General features: G+C 60.4%; 25 protein-coding genes. 23 read left to right on the plus strand and 2 right to left on the minus strand.

The window, feature by feature from the left end; translation table 11 throughout:
* Positions 1 to 149 precede the first annotated feature (149 nt).
* The 15 genes from CCR82_RS00575 to CCR82_RS19205 all read left to right on the plus strand — a co-directional run bounded on the left by CCR82_RS00575 (position 150) and on the right by CCR82_RS19205 (position 9884).
* On the plus strand, positions 150 to 521 hold the full coding sequence (locus CCR82_RS00575) for a hypothetical protein (protein ID WP_207190890.1): 372 nt from the start codon (positions 150 to 152) through the stop codon (positions 519 to 521).
* A gap of 32 nt (positions 522 to 553) precedes the next feature.
* Entirely contained in the window at positions 554 to 1009 is a 456-nt protein-coding gene (locus tag CCR82_RS00580; RefSeq protein ID WP_201243268.1) for a hypothetical protein, read from the plus strand.
* Positions 1006 to 1593 (plus strand): ImmA/IrrE family metallo-endopeptidase, encoded by a 588-nt coding sequence (locus CCR82_RS00585; RefSeq protein ID WP_201243269.1) that lies wholly within the window; start codon positions 1006 to 1008, stop codon positions 1591 to 1593. The genes CCR82_RS00580 and CCR82_RS00585 overlap by 4 nt, the downstream gene beginning before the upstream one ends.
* Before the next feature lie 168 nt (positions 1594 to 1761).
* Complete coding sequence (locus CCR82_RS00590) at positions 1762 to 2745, plus strand: Rpn family recombination-promoting nuclease/putative transposase (RefSeq protein WP_201243270.1); 984 nt, start codon at positions 1762 to 1764, stop codon at positions 2743 to 2745.
* 226 nt (positions 2746 to 2971) lie between these two features.
* On the plus strand, positions 2972 to 3871 hold the full coding sequence (locus CCR82_RS00595; protein ID WP_201243271.1) for a hypothetical protein: 900 nt from the start codon (positions 2972 to 2974) through the stop codon (positions 3869 to 3871).
* Positions 3872 to 3941: 70 nt separating this feature from the next.
* Positions 3942 to 4958 carry an RpnC/YadD family protein gene (locus CCR82_RS00600; protein ID WP_201243272.1) on the plus strand — a complete coding sequence of 339 codons (1017 nt, stop codon included), beginning with the start codon at positions 3942 to 3944 and terminating at the stop codon, positions 4956 to 4958.
* 55 nt (positions 4959 to 5013) lie between these two features.
* Positions 5014 to 5370 (plus strand): Rpn family recombination-promoting nuclease/putative transposase, encoded by a 357-nt coding sequence (locus tag CCR82_RS18310; protein WP_242513137.1) that lies wholly within the window; start codon positions 5014 to 5016, stop codon positions 5368 to 5370.
* 92 nt (positions 5371 to 5462) lie between these two features.
* Positions 5463 to 6077, plus strand: a complete 615-nt coding sequence (locus tag CCR82_RS18315) for an RpnC/YadD family protein (RefSeq protein ID WP_242513138.1) — start codon at positions 5463 to 5465, stop codon at positions 6075 to 6077.
* A 192-nt stretch (positions 6078 to 6269) separates the two neighbouring features.
* Positions 6270 to 7148, plus strand: a complete 879-nt coding sequence (locus CCR82_RS00610; RefSeq protein ID WP_201243273.1) for a DUF2887 domain-containing protein — start codon at positions 6270 to 6272, stop codon at positions 7146 to 7148.
* Between the two features lie 128 nt (positions 7149 to 7276).
* Positions 7277 to 8278 carry a hypothetical protein gene (locus tag CCR82_RS00615; RefSeq protein ID WP_201243274.1) on the plus strand — a complete coding sequence of 334 codons (1002 nt, stop codon included), beginning with the start codon at positions 7277 to 7279 and terminating at the stop codon, positions 8276 to 8278.
* Between the two features lie 5 nt (positions 8279 to 8283).
* A complete protein-coding gene (locus CCR82_RS00620; RefSeq protein WP_201243398.1) occupies positions 8284 to 8451 on the plus strand; it encodes a hypothetical protein in 168 nt (55 codons plus the stop codon).
* Between the two features lie 9 nt (positions 8452 to 8460).
* Positions 8461 to 8589, plus strand: coding sequence for a hypothetical protein (locus tag CCR82_RS18845; protein ID WP_276570511.1), 129 nt, complete (start codon positions 8461 to 8463; stop codon positions 8587 to 8589).
* A 420-nt stretch (positions 8590 to 9009) separates the two neighbouring features.
* Positions 9010 to 9246: a hypothetical protein gene (locus CCR82_RS00625; protein WP_201243275.1), complete on the plus strand. Its 237-nt coding sequence runs from the start codon at positions 9010 to 9012 to the stop codon at positions 9244 to 9246.
* A 103-nt stretch (positions 9247 to 9349) separates the two neighbouring features.
* Positions 9350 to 9595, plus strand: coding sequence for a hypothetical protein (locus CCR82_RS00630; protein ID WP_201243276.1), 246 nt, complete (start codon positions 9350 to 9352; stop codon positions 9593 to 9595).
* Positions 9596 to 9731: 136 nt separating this feature from the next.
* Positions 9732 to 9884, plus strand: a complete 153-nt coding sequence (locus CCR82_RS19205) for a helix-turn-helix domain-containing protein (protein ID WP_201243277.1) — start codon at positions 9732 to 9734, stop codon at positions 9882 to 9884.
* A gap of 288 nt (positions 9885 to 10172) precedes the next feature.
* On the opposite strand, the gene CCR82_RS18320 is transcribed toward CCR82_RS19205, so the two are convergent.
* Entirely contained in the window at positions 10173 to 10403 is a 231-nt protein-coding gene (locus tag CCR82_RS18320; protein WP_242513139.1) for a hypothetical protein, read from the minus strand.
* 43 nt (positions 10404 to 10446) lie between these two features.
* Here CCR82_RS18320 and CCR82_RS18850 point away from each other — a divergent pair, with 43 nt between their 5' ends.
* Positions 10447 to 10707, plus strand: a complete 261-nt coding sequence (locus tag CCR82_RS18850) for a capsular polysaccharide export protein, LipB/KpsS family (RefSeq protein WP_338073070.1) — start codon at positions 10447 to 10449, stop codon at positions 10705 to 10707.
* Positions 10625 to 11308 (plus strand): capsular polysaccharide export protein, LipB/KpsS family, encoded by a 684-nt coding sequence (locus tag CCR82_RS18325; protein ID WP_242513140.1) that lies wholly within the window; start codon positions 10625 to 10627, stop codon positions 11306 to 11308. The genes CCR82_RS18850 and CCR82_RS18325 overlap by 83 nt, the downstream gene beginning before the upstream one ends.
* Here the strand turns inward: CCR82_RS18325 and CCR82_RS00645 are convergent.
* Positions 11294 to 11725, minus strand: coding sequence for a hypothetical protein (locus tag CCR82_RS00645; protein ID WP_242513141.1), 432 nt, complete (start codon positions 11723 to 11725; stop codon positions 11294 to 11296). The two genes, CCR82_RS18325 and CCR82_RS00645, sit on opposite strands and share 15 nt — an antisense overlap.
* Positions 11726 to 11779: 54 nt before the next feature.
* Between CCR82_RS00645 and CCR82_RS00650 the strand changes: the two genes are divergently transcribed.
* From CCR82_RS00650 to CCR82_RS00670, 6 genes are all read left to right on the plus strand, one after another.
* Positions 11780 to 12160: an RT0821/Lpp0805 family surface protein gene (locus CCR82_RS00650; RefSeq protein ID WP_201243278.1), complete on the plus strand. Its 381-nt coding sequence runs from the start codon at positions 11780 to 11782 to the stop codon at positions 12158 to 12160.
* Positions 12157 to 12408 (plus strand): hypothetical protein, encoded by a 252-nt coding sequence (locus tag CCR82_RS18330; protein WP_242513142.1) that lies wholly within the window; start codon positions 12157 to 12159, stop codon positions 12406 to 12408. The genes CCR82_RS00650 and CCR82_RS18330 overlap by 4 nt, the downstream gene beginning before the upstream one ends.
* A 12-nt stretch (positions 12409 to 12420) precedes the next feature.
* Entirely contained in the window at positions 12421 to 13824 is a 1404-nt protein-coding gene (locus CCR82_RS00655) for a polysaccharide biosynthesis/export family protein (RefSeq protein ID WP_242513143.1), read from the plus strand.
* Entirely contained in the window at positions 13821 to 14606 is a 786-nt protein-coding gene (locus tag CCR82_RS00660; protein ID WP_338073062.1) for an ABC transporter permease, read from the plus strand. The genes CCR82_RS00655 and CCR82_RS00660 overlap by 4 nt, the downstream gene beginning before the upstream one ends.
* Positions 14603 to 15331, plus strand: a complete 729-nt coding sequence (locus CCR82_RS00665) for an ABC transporter ATP-binding protein (RefSeq protein WP_201243279.1) — start codon at positions 14603 to 14605, stop codon at positions 15329 to 15331. Before CCR82_RS00660 ends, CCR82_RS00665 begins: the two co-directional genes overlap by 4 nt.
* Before the next feature lie 159 nt (positions 15332 to 15490).
* The gene (locus CCR82_RS00670; protein WP_242513144.1) at positions 15491 to 16405 is read left to right on the plus strand and encodes a KpsE/RkpR family capsule polysaccharide export protein; all 915 of its coding nucleotides are present in this window, start codon (positions 15491 to 15493) and stop codon (positions 16403 to 16405) included.
* Positions 16406 to 16435 lie beyond the last annotated feature (30 nt).

Raw genomic sequence — 16435 nt, forward strand, 5'->3', positions numbered from 1 at the left:
GCCCAGGCCGCAGCGAACCGTGTGCCCGCAAGCACACCGCCGACGCACCGCGAGCCGCCACCACCGGACAGGCCTCCGAAACATGTGAGTGCCCATTTCGATGAGCTGTTCAAGATCCTCGGCAAGACGCGGCCTTCGGCAACCTCGGAGTGAGGATCGATCTCGAAGACCATGGAGGAGAGCTATTTCGACTCATCGACTGGATGATCCGCTTACCCGAGGCGCTGGAAGCGGACTTCCGTCAGGAACTTTATGCCTACGAGGAGCAACAGCGTATGCCGTATGTGACGACCGTTGAACAGGCTGGGATTGATAAGGAGCACCACGACAGCGGCTACAAGGAACTGTTCAGCCATCCCGAGTTCGTCCAGCAGCTGATCGAAGGCTTCGCCCCAGCGCACCCGATTCTGCCGATCGTGCTCTACAATGGGCTCGAGCGCTGGCAGGCCGCCGAGGACATCGACGCGCTGGTGCGTCCTACGCCACCGCTCGCTCCGCGCTTTGCTTGTTGCTACCCCTGAGCATTGCGTTACGTTTGAAACGACTCTCTGTCATGAAGACATTATTTAGCACAATCAATCTATTCGGAGGCTTCCTGGCAGGGCTGCTAGGGGGTTTATTTCAAAGTAATAACGCCTTGCTTAATCCTCAAAATGGGTCGGACGTTATTGCTGTCGCGAATACATATATCGTTTTCACGACATTCATTTTTGTTTTAATGACGATAATAGTCACTGGTGCAGGAATCTATTTTTCAAAATGGTTTGGTATCAGCAAGGAGAAAGAGATTCGTGAAAATATGCAGGATCTCTTTGAATCTTTGAATAGAGACCCCGTGCTATCAGATAGGTTTGTAAAAGAATTATTTGAGCACAAAAGCGTTTCTGATACACTGCACAAGTTGGTTCAGGCCCGTGTGGAAGATGAAATCAATTTACGCACCTCAGAAAAGGAAGATGCAATTGATTTTTCTTCTCAGCTATCGGATGATGAAGAGGCGCCAAAATGAACCTAGCGTTTACCAAATACCATCAGTTATCCGCCAAGGATTTTCTCGCTAGGCTAGAGAAAGATCATGGCTTTGAAGTCGTGCCTCCTATTAACGTCGAGCGAATTGTCGAGTTGGTAGGCGCAAGGTTAGACAGCTCTGTAGACTTTGAAAACATCAGCGCAGCTGGCTCTGTTTCAATCCACAATCATCACGCGCGAATTTGGGTAAACCCTCTTGAAAGCAGTTACGAGCCTAGAAAAAGATTTACCATTGCACATGAGATTGGGCATTTAATTCAGCACATTGATCCCGAGATTGGTGTCCGTGAGTTTATTGACACCAAGAAAACACTGAACAGAAAAGATTCATATTGGGACTCAAAGGAATACGAAGCAAATAACTTCGCTGCGCAGTTATTAATGCCTGTCTCGCTACTAAAAAAACATGGCAATGAAATCATTGCGCAATACAAGAAAAAAACAGGCGGCAGTGGAATGTCTGTCGATTTGTTTATCGAAAGAATGGCATCCTTGTTCAACGTTTCCGAGCCTGCAATGAAATACCGCTTGAGAAACATAGGCGCAATAAAACCTAACAGGTAGGCCCCTCGCTCATTTTTTGCCACATTGCAAGCCTGTGAAAATGATCAAGAAATCGACCCCATCGTTCGTGACCCGGTGGCGCTGAGATGCCGGAGCGATAAATCCCAGCTGGTACTCGCCTGCGCTACACTCGCCCGATGAGCACTCCACTCAGCCTCCAACGCACCGATGGCCAAGCATCACGACACCGGCTACAAGGAGCTGTTCAGCCATCCCGAGTTCGTCCAGCAGCTGATCGAAGGCTTCGCCCCGCCCGAGATCGCCGCCCTGATGGACTTCAGCACGCTGAAGAACCACAGCGGCAACTACATCACCCCGCTGTTCGAGGAACGCTTCGAGGACGTCGTCTGGTCGGTGCACGTGCACTGGCAGGGCGTGACCGAGCGGCTGTTCCTCTACCTGCTGATCGAATTCCAATCCACGGTCGACCCCACCATGCCGCTGCGCATGCTCCACTATGTCGCCTGCTTCTATCAGCACCTGCTCAAGACCAAGGTCACCACGCCCGCTCAAGGACTCCCACCGATCCTGCCGATCGTGCTCTACAATGGGCTCGAGCGCTGGCAGGCCGCCGAGGACATCGACGAGCTGGTCCGCCCCACGCCGCCGGCGTTCCTGCGCGCCTATCAGCCGCATCTGCGCTACCACCTGATCGACGAAGGCCGCTACACGCCCGAGCAGCTGGGCCTCATCGACAGTCCGTTGAGTGCTGTGTTCGGGGTTGAGATCGCCTCCCGCAAGCGCGCCTCGCTGCAAGCGGCCGTCGATCGACTGGTGCGCCTGATCCAGGCCGATCCCAATAAGACGCGCCTGGATCGGCTCATCACCCGTTGGCTCAAGCGCCACCTCCAGCGCTTGGGCGCGCAGATCGACCTTACACAGATCCATTCACTCGTCGAGGACAAGACCATGTTAGCCGAGAACCTGGAAACCTGGGCCCAGCGCGAGCGTCAGGAAGGGCGTTTGGAGGGGCGCCAGGAAGGTGAGCAGATCGGGATGCAGAAAGGTGAGCAGATCGGGATGCAAAAAACCGCTCAGGCCACGGCGCGCAACCTCATCGCCCTCGGCCTGCTCAACGACGCGCAGATTGCCCAGGCCACCGGCCTGAGCATGGCGCAGGTCGAGGCGCTACGCTCGCTTGACTCGCACTGAGACGCACAGCGTCGATGCTCCCGACCCCCCATTAAACCATTAAACGGGGACGTACCACGGTTTCGGGTCGGTGACACCTCAGCTGCTGAATCCGCCACACTCCGCGCATGCCAGCCGACAGCCACAGCGCCGAGACCGCGTCGCCCAAGCGCGACGACGACAGCCCTTGGAAGGCCTGCGGTTCGTGCCTCGGGGCTGCTAGACAGAGACAGCCGACAAAGCGCGCTTGCGCGAGTGGCACCGGGCCTTTGGCATCGCGCTGGTGGATGTGTTTGCCGGCGCACCCTGGCGCGTGGAGCTCGAACAGGAACTGGCGCTGATCAGCCAGGAACTGGATGTGGCCATCATCGAAGAGGTCGCGTCCGGGGACCCGTCGGGAAGCAAGCGGGCGCGTCTGCCCGACCCGCTGCCCGATGGGCTAGAAAATCTGCGCGCGATTAACCTACTGAGCTACAAATCCCACCACGAGGCGCTGGATGTCTGGTCGCTGGATGAGCTGATCGGCTACTACGTGCTCTACCGCAAGGTGAATCTGAACGCCGAGGGCGACCGGCATCCGCTCAAGGCCTTTGGGCTCTATGCCGTGGCCACGCGCTATCCCGAGGGACTCGCGCGCAGCCATGTGCTGCAACCCACCGCCTGGGATGGCGTGTATGAGCTGCCTTGGGGCGGTCATCAGGTCCGTCTGATCGTGCTCAACCGGATCGAAAAACACCCGCGCAACGCCCCCTGGGAACTCTTCGCGAGCGAGCGGGATCGGATGCGCCAGGGGCTGGAGCATTACCGCGCGCGCCCGACCAGCGCCAAGCAACCGGGTTACTGGGAGTTGCTCGAACACCTGTACTTACTCTATCGACGCGAGGCATCGGCCATGGCCTACACCCTAGAGCAATTTATCCGCGACACGCATGAGAAGCTGATTGAAGACGCCATCCAGCATGATCCCGAATCGGTCCTCAAGCACTTCGATCCCGAGCAACGGCTCAAGGGGCTTGATCCGGAGTCAGTGCTTGAGCGCTTCGATCCCGAGCAACGGCTCAAGGGGCTTGATGCTGAGGATCGGCTCAAGGGGCTTGACCCCGACCTCATCGCCGCATGGCTCGCCAAGCAGCGCCGGGATCACTGACCGTAAACGGCGACGTACCACGGTTTCGGGTCGGTGACACCTCAGCTGCTGAATCCGCCACACTCCGCGCATGCCAGCCGACAGCCACAGCGCCGAGACCGCGTCGCCCAAGCGCGACGATGACAGCCCTTGGAAGGAGGCCCTGGAGCGCTTCTTTCCAGAGTTTCTGGCGCTGCTGTTCCCAGCCGTGCATGCCGAGATCGACTGGTCCAAAGGCATGCAGTTTCTCGACAAGGAATTCCAGCAACTGGTGCAAGAGGCCAAGACCACCCGGCGTTATGCCGACAAGCTGGTCGGCGTCACCTTGCGCGATGGGACCGCGGTCTGGGTGCTGATCCATGTCGAAGTGCAAGGCGAGCCGGAAACGGCCTTTGCCGAGCGGATGTACACCTATCACGACAAGATCCGCGACCGCTACCAGGTGCCGGTGGCGAGCCTCGCGGTCTTGGCCGATACGGATCACCGCTTTCGCCCGCAGCAGTTCAGCACCGCACTCTGGGACTGCTGCGTTGACTTCCGCTTTCCGATGGTCAAACTCTTGGACTATGCCGCGCCCGAGCGCTGGGCTGAGCTGGAAGCCAGCGACAACGTCTTCGCCCTGGTGGTCATGGCGCAGATCCGCGCCAAGCTCACCAAGGATGCCGAGACGCTCAAAGGCTGGAAATTCCACCTGATCCGCCTGATGTACGAGCGCGGCTATGAGCAGGCACGGATTCTGGAGCTATTTCGACTCATCGACTGGATGATCCGCCTGCCCAAGGCGCTCGAAGCCGACTTTCGCCAAACACTCTATGCCTATGAGGAGCAACAGCGTATGCCGTATGTGACCACCGTTGAACAAGCTGGGATCGATAAGGGTATGAAGCAGGGCATGAAGAAGGGCGTGCAGCAGGGCATGAAGCAGGGCATGAAGCAGGGCCTGCAGCAGGGCGAAGCCAGGACCCTGCTGCGCTTGCTCGATCAGAAATTCGGTCCCGAAACGGCGCAAGTGCATCGCGAGCGCATTGAAAACGCCGAGCTTGAGCAACTCGACACTTGGTTGGGCCGCATCCTCAGCGCCGAGACCCCCGAGACCATCTTCCACTGAGGATCGGCTCAACACCGAACACCGAGGGAGCCGAGACCAAAGCCAAAGCGCCCCGATGGCCAAGCACTACGACAGCGGCTACAAGGAACTGTTCAGCCACCCCGAGTTTGTCCAGCAGCTCATCGAAGGCTTCGCCCCGCCCGAGATCGCCGCGCTGATGGATTTCTCGACGCTGAAGAACCACAGCGGCAACTACATCACCCCGCTGTTCGAGGAGCGCTTCGAGGACGTGGTGTGGTCGGTGCAGGTGCACTGGCAGGGCGTGACCGAGCGGCTGTTCCTCTACCTGCTGATCGAATTCCAATCCAGCGTCGACCCGACCATGCCGCTGCGCATGCTGCACTATGTCGCCTGCTTCTATCAGCACCTGCTCAAGACCAAGAAACTGTCCATCAACTTCTTCCCGATTTGAGGGCCACTGTTGGGCGATGATCGGGAAGTAGAAAATGGACAGTCACCAAGGTCACCACCCCGGCCCAAGGACTCCCCCCGATTCTGCCGATCGTGCTCTACAATGGGCTTGAGCGTTGGCGTGCCGCCGAGGACATCGACGAGCTGGTGCGTCCTACGCCACCGCTGTTCCTGCGCGCCTATCAGCCGCATCTGCGCTACTACCTGATCGACGAAGGCCGCTACACGCCCGAGCAGCTGGGCCTGATCGACAGCCCCCTGAGCGCTGTGTTCGGGGTCGAGATCGCCTCCCGCGAACGCGCCTCGCTGCAAGCGGCCGTCGATCGACTGGTGCGCCTGATCCAGGCCGATCCGAACAAGGCGCGGCTGGATGCGCTCATCACCCGCTGGCTCAAGCGCCACCTCCAGCGCTTGGGCGCGCAGATCGACCTTACACATATCCACTCACTCGTCGAGGACACCGCCATGTTGGCCGAAAACTTACAGCACTGGGCAGAACGCGAGCGGCAGGAAGGCGAGCGGATTGGATTGCAGAGAGGACGTCTGGAAGGGCGTCAAGAAGGACGCCTGGAAGGGCGTCAAGAAACCGCTCAGGCCACGGCGCGCAACCTCATCGCCCTCGGCCTGCTCAACGATGCGCAGATTGCCCAGGCCACCGGTCTGAGCATGGCGCAGGTCGAGGCGCTACGCTCGCCTGACTCGCACTGAGACGCACAGCGTCGATGCTCCCGCCCCCCATTTAAACGGGGACGTACCACGGTTTCGGGGAAGAATCAGGGGGAAGAATCAGGGACAGACCACCTTTTCTTGTCTTGATGGGCGAACGTGATCGAGGTCAAGATCACGCGAATGGCCGTCTAGGCTATCCGAGCGCACAGCGGTTCCTCTATCCTGCCGGGCATGAAGACCGACCACCCGATCTATCTGTTTCTGCGCAGCGGCCCGGAAGCCTTCCGAGTGCTCACCGGAGGTCTGCAGCTCGAAGGCGCCTACAAGGTCTGCTCGCTGACCCTCAAAAGCCTGGAGCGCCGCCTCGATGGGCTGGTCGAGCCCGACGGCCATGCAGGTCCCGCCTATGTGGTCGAGTTTCAGGCGCAGCCGCTCGACAAGTCCCTGTACAACCTCGCCGCCAAGATCGGGCTCTATGGCGAGGAGCACCCCGAGTACGAAGTGCTCGGCATGGCGGTGTTTCTGCGCGCAGCGGATATTCCGGCCCGACCCCACTGGGTGCATGCCCCAGGCTCGCCGATCCGCTGCATCAGCCTCGACAGCTTCCTGCGCGAGTGGCTCGCGCGCGAGCCCGACAATCCCTATGTCGCCGTGTTCGCGCCGCTGATCATCGACAGCGATGCGGAGCTGAGGCAACGCGCCCCGGTGCTGTGGCAGACGATCCAACAAGCGCCGCTTGATGCAGACACCCGCGAGACGTTGTCAGAAGTGTTGGAATTCTGGTTTTTTGAACGCTTCAGCCACTATACCGATGAGGAGATCTGGACCATGTTGAATCTCGTGACCCCGCTTGAGGAGACCAAGGCCTATCAGTCGATCTTTGCTAAGGGTGAGAAGATCGGCGAGAAGATCGGGGAGAAGAAGGGCAAGGCCGAGGCGAAGGTCGGGACGCTCTGCCGACTGCTCAGGCGCCGCTTCGGCCCGCTGCCCACTTGGGCCAAGCAGCGCATTACTGCGGCGCCTGAGGCGCAGCTCGACGCATGGCTGGATGGCATTTTCGATGCCTCCGGTGTTGAGGATCTCCTTGGTGAGAAAAGCGAGCGGCATTGAGGGCAGGTGACTCAGCCTCAGGCCATGCCCGCCGATCCCCACAGCGCCGAGACCGCGTCGCCCAAGCGTGACGACGACAGCCCTTGGAAAGCCTGCGGTTCGTGCCTCGGGGCTGCTAGACTTTCCCCATGACCACCGAACCCACCAACACCGCAGAGACAGCCGACAAAGCGCGCTTGCGCGAGTGGCACCGGGCCTTTGGCATCGCGCTGGTAGACGTGTTTGCCGGCGCACCCTGGCGCGTGGAGCTCGAACAGGAACTGGCGCTGATCAGCCAGGAACTGGATGTGGCCATCATCGAAGAGGTCGCGTCCGGGGACCCGTCGGGAAGCAAGCGGGCGCGTCTGCCCGACCCGCTGCCCGATGGGCTAGAAAATCTGCGCGCCATCAACCTACTGAGCTACAAGTCCCACCACGAGGCGCTGGATGTCTGGTCGCTGGATGAGCTGATCGGCTATTACGTGCTCTACCGCAAGGTGAATCTGAACGCCGAGGACGACCGACATCCGCTCGAGGCCTTTGGGATCTATGCCGTGGCCACGCGCTATCCCGAGGGACTCGCGCGCCGCCATGTGCTGCAACCCACCGCTTGGGATGGCGTTTATGAGCTGCCTTGGGGCGGTCATCAGGTCCGCCTGATCGTGCTCAACCGGATCGAAAAACACCCGCGCAACGCCCCCTGGGAACTCTTCGCCAGCGAGCGAGATCGGATGCGCCAGGGGCTGGAGCATTACCGCGCGCGCCCGACCAGCGCCAAGCAACCGGGTTACTGGGAGTTGCTCGAACACCTGTACTTACTCTACCGACGCGAGGCATCGGCCATGGCCTACACCCTAGAGCAATTTATCCGCGACACGCATGAGAAGCTGATTGAAGACGCCATCCAGCATGATCCCGAATCGGTCCTCAAGCACTTCGATCCCGAGCAACGGCTCAAGGGGCTTGATCCGGAGTCAGTGCTTGAGCGCTTCGATCCCGAGCAACGGCTCAAGGGGCTTGATGCTGAGGATCGGCTCAAGGGGCTTGATGCTGAGGATCGGCTCAAGGGGCTTGATGCTGAGGATCGGCTCAAGGGGCTTGACCCCGACCTCATCGCCGCATGGCTCGCCAAGCAGCGCCGGGATCACTGACGGGCGTGAAGCAGGGCGAAGCCAGGACACTGCTGCGGCTGCTCGCCCAGAAATTCGGCCCCGAAGCGGCACAAGTGCATCGCGAGCGCATTGAAACCGCCGAGCTTGAGCAACTCGACACTTGGTTGGGTCGCATCCTCACGGCTGAGACCCCCGAGACGATTTTTCACTGATCGTGAATTTTGGCGTTCTCGCTCATCACCCGCTGGCTCAAGCGCCATCGCGTCATCGATCATCTCAACGCCCGCGCCGGCACCTGCTTCCCGAGCACCCCGGCAGCCGCCGCAGCCGGGCTGAGGCGGGCGGTGTAGGCTAAAACGCGCCTTGCCCGCAAGCCACCCGGAGACACCCCCATGGCCCTAGCCCAGGAAGACCTGCACCAAATCGGCGAATACGTCAAAGACCACATCGGCGACTGGATTGCCGAGCAGACGGTGTATTGAGGCGACCTATTTGACGCGCGCTTGGTCGGCGCGTCGGGTTGAGAGGTTAGGGTGACGGAGAGACATCCCCACAAAGCGATTCGTGCTGCCATTGCTTATGCTGAGGAGCGCGGCTGGCGCTGCATCAAAGCGAGCGGTCACGCGCACATCTGGGGCAAACTGTTGTGCCCGTTATCCTCGCCGGATGGCTGTCGGTTTCATCTTCATAGTACCCCAAGCCATCCCGAAGCTCATGCTGCACGGATACGCCGTGCGGTCGACCACTGTCAACATGGCTTGTGAGGGTAGATGATGAAAGTGTTTGAATTCTCGTTCTTAGTGGCGGATCTTGGCGATGAGACCATCGACGCGATCTACGGCCGTTGCCCGGATGCGAGTGTCGGCGCGAGCGATGGACGCACCTATGTGGCCTTTGATCGGGAGGCCAATTGCCTGGAATCAGCGCTGGATTCGGCCGTCGCGGACCTCTGGCAACTCGGCATTCGGCCGTTGCGGGTGGAAATGGATGTCCCTGAGCCGGTTTAGACGTGGATTAAACGGGGACGGTGCGGCCTAGGGAGGTAGATCTAACCCCCTAGCCCGGCGGTGTTGCCGGGGCAAATGGAGTTGGGACTTTGAGAAGATCGCCATGACCGACGAACACCCAAACAAATATATTCGAGAAACAATTGATCTGGCGTTCACCAAAGGTTGGCGATTAGAAAAAGCAGGGCCGAGGATCATGCCAAGGATATTCGCAGGGCGGTTGCGCGTTGTCCGCACGCTGAGGAGTTACAAACCGATGGCCAATGAAAAAAAATATGAGTTCACACTGATATTGGCGGAAGTGACGGAACTGAGTACCCAAATCGCTGACGCGTTATTTGTACCATGAAGCGTACGACCGCGATGGTTGGAAGCGAAACAGGAGAAACTGATGGCCCTGACACATAAAACGGTGCCCGAACCGCAAGCCATTCTTCGAGCCTGGATTCCGTTTAAGGAAGTGGTCGGCGTGACCTCGGTTCCTGATGGACCAGCATGGGTTGAAGCAGGAGGATCTTGCCGACTGCGCCCCGCAGAGTCGCATATCGGACATCTTGAGCGGCCGGCGCGGCATCAGCAAAGAGATCGCTAAAAAGCTGGCTAGGCGGTTCAATATGAGCGCTGCCGTGTTCTTGTGATTGCAGTTCCGACGGCAGGCAAAGGCAACCACGAAAGCCCGAAAGCCGCGCGACCCCCATGCGGTGAAGCTGGTGTTGCATGCCAGCCGACAACCAAACCGCCGAGACCGCGTCGCCGAAGCGCGACGTCGACAGCCCTTGGAAAGAGGCCCTCGAGCGCTCCTAGGTATTGAGCACCAACGCGGCATCGACGGCAGCCTCCACCGTTCGTATACTGCTGCATGCCGCTTCCCCCTTCAACACGGAGGTCAGCTCGTGCTGTCAGCCTTTGACAGAAAGCGAATTTTGCTACTCCAGGGGCCCATGGGCCCCTTCTTCTCGCGTCTGCGGCGTGATCTGCAATCCGCCGGCGCCGAGGTCTTCAAGATCAATCTCTGCGCTGGAGACCGCCTCTATTACCCACTGAACGCGGTGGATTACCGCGGCACGCTCGACGACTGGCCCGCCTTCCTCGAGCACTATCTGGCTTGCCACCAGATCGACGCCATCATGCTCTTTGGCGACTGCCGCCACTATCATTGCGTGGTACCAGAGATCGCGCGCGCGGCGCGTCAACCTCTATGTGTTCGAGGAAGGCTATCTGCGCCCGGATTACATTACCGTCGAGGAGGGGGGCGCGAATCGCTTTTCCTCCCTGCCACGCGATCCCGCATACTACCGCGCTTATCGACCACCGCAGCCCGAAGTTGCCAAAGCGCAACGCCAACCGGTCAAGTATGGCTTCTGGTTTGCCGCCGTCCATGCCATGGTTTACGCGGCGTCTGAACGCGACCGACGGGTTGCGTTTGCCACCGTTCTTCCTGGTCCCCTTACAAACCCATAACGACGTACAGATCCACGTCCATTCAGCGTTCGAATCGATCGAGACCTTTATCCACCGGGTGCTGACATCCTTTGCCGAGCAGGCGCCGGCCGAGACCTGTCTGGTGTTCAAGCATCATCCACTCGACCGCGGCTACCGCGAGTATGGTCGCTGGCTGCGCGAAATCCTGCCGCGCTATGGGCTGCAAGAGCGCGTCTTCTATGTGCACGACGTGCACCTGCCGACGCTGCTCGATCAGGCGCTCGGGACCGTGGTCGTCAACAGTACCGTTGGCCTCTCGTCCATCCTCCATAAGACGCCCGTGTGTGTACTCGGTGAGCCGATCTACCACATGCCCGGCCTCACGCATCAGGGGCCGTTGGAAACCTTCTGGAACACACGCGAGCCGGTCGACAGCGCCTTGTTCGAGAAGTTTCGCGTATGGCTGCTGATGCACAATCAGGCAAACGGCCATTTCTATCGCGCCCTGCCCGCCTATGGTAACCATAGTGGTGTAGCTTGGCCGCCCTCGTTCCCGCTGCCCACACACGAATTCGAACCTGGTAAGCTCACCCCGCCGATCGTCTTTACCCCGGTCAAACCTGAGTCAGAGGCCGCCTGATGTCGGCGGCTTTGGCGCCGGTGCCTGTTTTGGTGCCGGTGTCTGCTTTGACCCCGGCGGCGGTTTCGCTCGGCCAATGGTCTGGGCGTGGAGTTCTTTCTTGAGGATCAAGTCGACCACATGCTGTTCTCGCTTATTCGCCCGCCGACAATGATCTTGCTGAAATAGATCAGCAAAGCGAATCACCCAACGCGCCCACCGCTTGCGCTCGCGCTCACGCCAGGCATGGGACGAGACCGACTCCCAAGCATAACCGTTGAAGACGGACGCGTTGACGAAATGGTCGAGTGCGCGCACGCTCGCTCGCGCACGTTCTAGCTGACCACTGAGCCCATACACCGCAAGCAGCAGAAAACCGACAATGGCCAACGGAACCAGCAATAACGTGAGGCTGAGACCCACTAAAAATTCTTTCATTGCGTGATGATACGGCAGAAAAATGACAACAGGTGGTATCGGCGCGGCCTCACCTTGGCAACGGCCACACTGCTCGGCGGTTGTGCCACCTTCACCGACATGTCGGCGCCCAACTGGGCCGAGCCCAAGGCGCTGGCTCCCGAGGACGCGTCGTTCCACAGCTTGCTGAACAGTGCGCCAGCCACTCGTGAGATCCGCCTCGCGGAAAGTCCCTGGGGGCAGGGTATCTTAGCCGTTCTTCATCAACCTTATGCCGCCGCGAGCGGGCGCCGTTGCCGGCGTTTGACCCTGTACCCGCATTCCCAACCACAGCCTGTGCTGACCTGCTTCGATCCGGGCACCGCGCAATGGCAGCCGGTGCGCCTGTTGCAGGTGAACGGCCGCGCGGTCCTCGAGGCCGCGCCCTCGCCTGAACTCATGGGGATCACGCCATGATGCACGCCAAGCATCACGCCAAGCCTCCCGCCATGTTTCATCCGCGCCTCGCGCTGCCCTACCTGGCCTTGCTCCTCCTGGCCTTGCTCCTGTTCAGCCAGGCGCTCTGGGGGCAAGGCATCAGCGCCCGGGTCGACACGCCAGACGAACGTGATGAGGCGGCCGAGGAAGCCGACCACATCCCACCCTTTGGCGCCAATCTGTTCACCGGCGGTTTCCGCACGCTGCGCACGGCCGGCTTGAACTAAGACTATCAGATCATGCCCGGCGATCAGATCACCGTGCGGGCCTGGGGCGCTTTGGAGCTGGATGAGGTGCTGACGGTGGATGTGGCCGGCAACATCTTCATCCCCGAGGTGGGGCCGGTGTTCGTGCAGGGCTTGAATGCCGGCAACCTCGATCGACAGGTCGAGCAGGCTATTGGCGAGATATTCATCGATAACGTCTCGGTCTACACCAATCTGGAGGGCGTACAGCCCATCGCCGTGTTCGTCACCGGCTTCGTGCGCCAGCCCGGCCGTTATGCCGGCGCGCCTAGCGATTCGCCGCTCAACTTTCTCCACCAGGCCGGTGGTATCGATCCCGCCAGCGGCAGCTTTCGCCGTATCGAGGTCCTGCGCCAAGGCCAGCGCATCGCCGGCCTTGACCTCTATCGTTTTTTGCTCCATGGGGACCTGCCAGCGGTGCAATTTCAGGAGGGCGATACCATCGTCGTCGGTCGACGCGGCGCCATGGTCACGGTCTCCGGCGAGGTGGCGGCGCCTCATCGCTATGAGTTGAGCACGGCGGAGTCGAGCGTTGAGACGCTCTTGCAATGGGTGTCGTTGAACCCTGGCGTCTCGCATGGCCTGTACTCCGGCACGCGCGATCCCGGCGGGGCCTTTGAAGACTACCTCACACTCGCTGATCTGCGCCGCCAGTCCGTGCGCGCCGGAGACGAGCTGGTCTTCAAGCGCGATCAGCGCGATCCGGTGATCTTGGTCGAGGTCGAAGGACGCTTTTTTGGCCCCTCGCGGTTCACCGTCCCGCGCGATGCCCACTTGCTCGAGCTGCTCGATAGTATCGCGGTCGACCCTGAGCTGGCGGATGTGAACAGTATCTCCATCAAGCGCCAGCGCGTGGCCGAACGCCAGCGCGCCTCGCTTGAAGACAGTCTGCGCCGCCTCGAGACCACCTTCCTCGGCGCCTCCTCCTCGACCGTGGCAGAGGCCGAGATTCGCGCTAAGGAAGCAGAGCTGATCCAAAACTTTGTCACCCGAGCAGGCGAGCTTGAGCCCAACGGCCGGCTGGTCGTGGCCGAAGGCGGCGAGATTCGTGATGTCCTGTTACAGGATGGCGATATCATCACCATCCCCGAGCGCTCCGACTCCATCTTTGTCAGCGGCGAAGTGCTGGTGCCACAGGCCATGGTCTATCGGTCTAATCAGCGGGTAAAAGACTATATCGACCGAGCCGGGGGGCTGACCCGCAACGCCGATCGCAACAGTATCCTGTTGGCACGCCAGAGTGGCGAGGTGGTGCCCGCTGAGAACCAAACCCTCAAGCCCGGCGATGAAATCCTGGTCTTACCCAAGGTCTCGGTGAAGAATCTGGAGCTAGCGAAGACACTCACCCAAATCCTGTATCAGCTTGCGATCTCGGCTCGGGTGGTTCTGGATCTGTGAGTGTCCGCTCGCCTTGGCAGGTCACCTGGAGCGTCTGGCATGCACTCTTCATGCGCGAGGTGTTGGCCCGCACCACCGGCGACCGCATGGGCTGGTTCTGGCTGCTCGGTGAGCCGATTGCCTTTATCGCCTTCATGGTCAGCCTGCGCACCTTCCTCGGGCGCACACGTGAGATCATTGGCGCGGAGTTCGTTCCCTGGCTGATCGTCGGGCTGACCGGGTTTTTCCTGGTGCGCAACGCCATCCAGCGCGGCATGAGCGCCATCCAGGCCAATCAGGCCCTGTTCGCCTACCGCCAGATCAAGCCGGTGGACCCGCTGCTAGTGCGCAACGCTATGGAAGGGCTGCTGCAGACCATCGTCCTGCTGATCTTGGTCGGGCTGGCCGTGCTCAACGGTATCGACGCCTTGCCGGATGCTGTGCCCGGCGTCTTTGTTCTCTGGCTGTCGCTGTGGCTGCTGGGGCTGGGATGCGCCCTGGTCGTGTCCGTGGTGGTGCGGCTGGTCCCGGATCTCGAGCGTCTGGTCAAGATGAGTATGTTCCCGCTGCTGATCCTCTCCGGCGTCATCTTGCCACTGCAACGGTTTCCGCCGTCGATCTTGGAATACTTGCTCTACAATCCGATCGTGCATGGTCTGGAGCTGCTGCGCTCACAATACTTTGAGGGCTACCACATGCTCGCCGGTGTCAGCCTAGACTATCTCTGGCGCTGGATTCTGGTCAGCCTGGCCCTCGGCCTGGCTCTGCATGCACGCTTTGAACGACGACTGAAGGCAAAATGATCGAAGTCAAGCACCTCTACAAGCGCTATCACAACCAGACCCGCCAATCCGTCGACTGGTTGTTAAAAGACGTCAATTTCACCCTGCAAAAAGGTGTCAGCCTCGCCCTCATCGGCCGCAATGGCGCTGGCAAATCCACCCTGATGCGCCTGATCGGCGGCGAGGATCATCCGGATCGCGGCGAGGTCATCCGCCGCTGTCGCGTGTCCTGGCCGATCGGCGTCGCGGGCGGCTTTCAGGGCTCGATGACCGGGCGCCAGAATCTCAAGTTTCTTGCCCGCGTGCATGGCTACACCGATCGCATCAAGGAGGTGATCGACTTCATGCAAGACTTCTCCGAGATCGGCAAGGCCTTCGACGAGCCCATCAAGACCTATTCCAGCGGCATGCGCAGTCGCTTCGCCTTCGGCGTCTCGCTGGCCTTCGAGTTCGACGTCTACCTCTCGGACGAAGCCACCGCCACCGGCGATGCCGCCTTCAAGGCCAAGGCCAAGCAGGTGTTTCATGAGCGCCTCGGCAAGGCCAGCGTCATCATGGTCTCGCACGAGGAGCAGATCCTGCGCGATCTCTGCCAAGCCGCGCTCTGGCTGCGCAAGGGCGAAGCGCCGGTTTGGTTCGACGACGTCAACGAGGGCCTCGATGCCTATAACGAGAGCGTCAAACGCGGATCGAAGGGCGCGGCGAAGCAGGCAAGCCAGCAAACCTCAGCCCGACAAGCCGCGTGAGCGCACTCCGGCGCAATCCGATCTGGACGCTGATCCTGCTGGCGATCATCGGCGCGGCCCTCTACTGGTCCTTCATCGCCACCGATCGCTATCTCTCGCGCCAATGTGGTCCTGCTCAGCGCGCAGATCACCCAATCAGAAGCCGGCTTATCCGCCATCTTGAGCGGTCAGACCAACAACGATCTGCTCATCCTGCGCGATTACATGCGCTCGACCGACATGCTTGCCCGGCTGGATGCCGAGCTGGATCTGCGCGCGCATTACGCCAACTCGAGCATCGACTGGTTATCGCGGTTACCGTCGCCGGATGTGCCCACCGAGGTCCTGCATCAGTACCTGCTCGACTTCCTATCGATTGAGCTCGACGAGTACGCACAGGTGCTCAGGATCTCGGCGCAGGCCTTTGATGCGTGCACGGCGCAGCGCATCGTGGCCTTGCTGATCGAAGGCGGCGAGGCACACATGAACGCGATGGGGCACCGGCTTGCCGAAGAGCAGGTGCTGTTCATTGAGCAGCAGGTCGATGCCGCGCGCTTGCGCATGGTCGATGACAACCGCCGCTTGCTCGATTATCAAAACACCCACGGATTGGTCTCGCCACCCGAAACCGTTGCCAGTCTCAGTTCGGTCGTCGCCGGTCTCGAGGGCGAGCTGGCCAATCTGCAGGCGCGCAAGGCCGCGCTCAGCCTTTCACAGAGCGCCCGCTCCCCCGAGATGCTGCGTGTTCAAAGCGACATCAAAGGCACGCAGGAGCAGATCAAGCACGAGCGTGCCCGGCTGGCCCGCGCCTCGGGCGATGCGCTCAATCAACTCTCCTCGGAGTACGAACTGCTCAGCATGCAAGTCAAGTTCTCCAGCGAGCTGTACTCCACGGCCCTGTCCGCGCTCGAAAACACCCGAGTGGAAGCCGCGCGCGCGCTCAAACAGGTCTCGATCCTGCAGACGCCGACCTTGCCGGAATACTCAAATCGTCCCCGGCGCCTGCACAACATCATCGTCTTCGCGCTGCTCGCCGCGCTGGCTGGCTTCGTGGTGCAACTGCTGATGGCCATCATTCGTGATCATAAAGACTGAGCGCAAGCCGACCTCATCCGTATCTCGATC

Source organism: Halochromatium salexigens (assembly GCF_016653295.1).
In the GTDB taxonomy this organism is placed as follows: Bacteria; Pseudomonadota; Gammaproteobacteria; order Chromatiales; family Chromatiaceae; genus Lamprobacter; species Lamprobacter salexigens.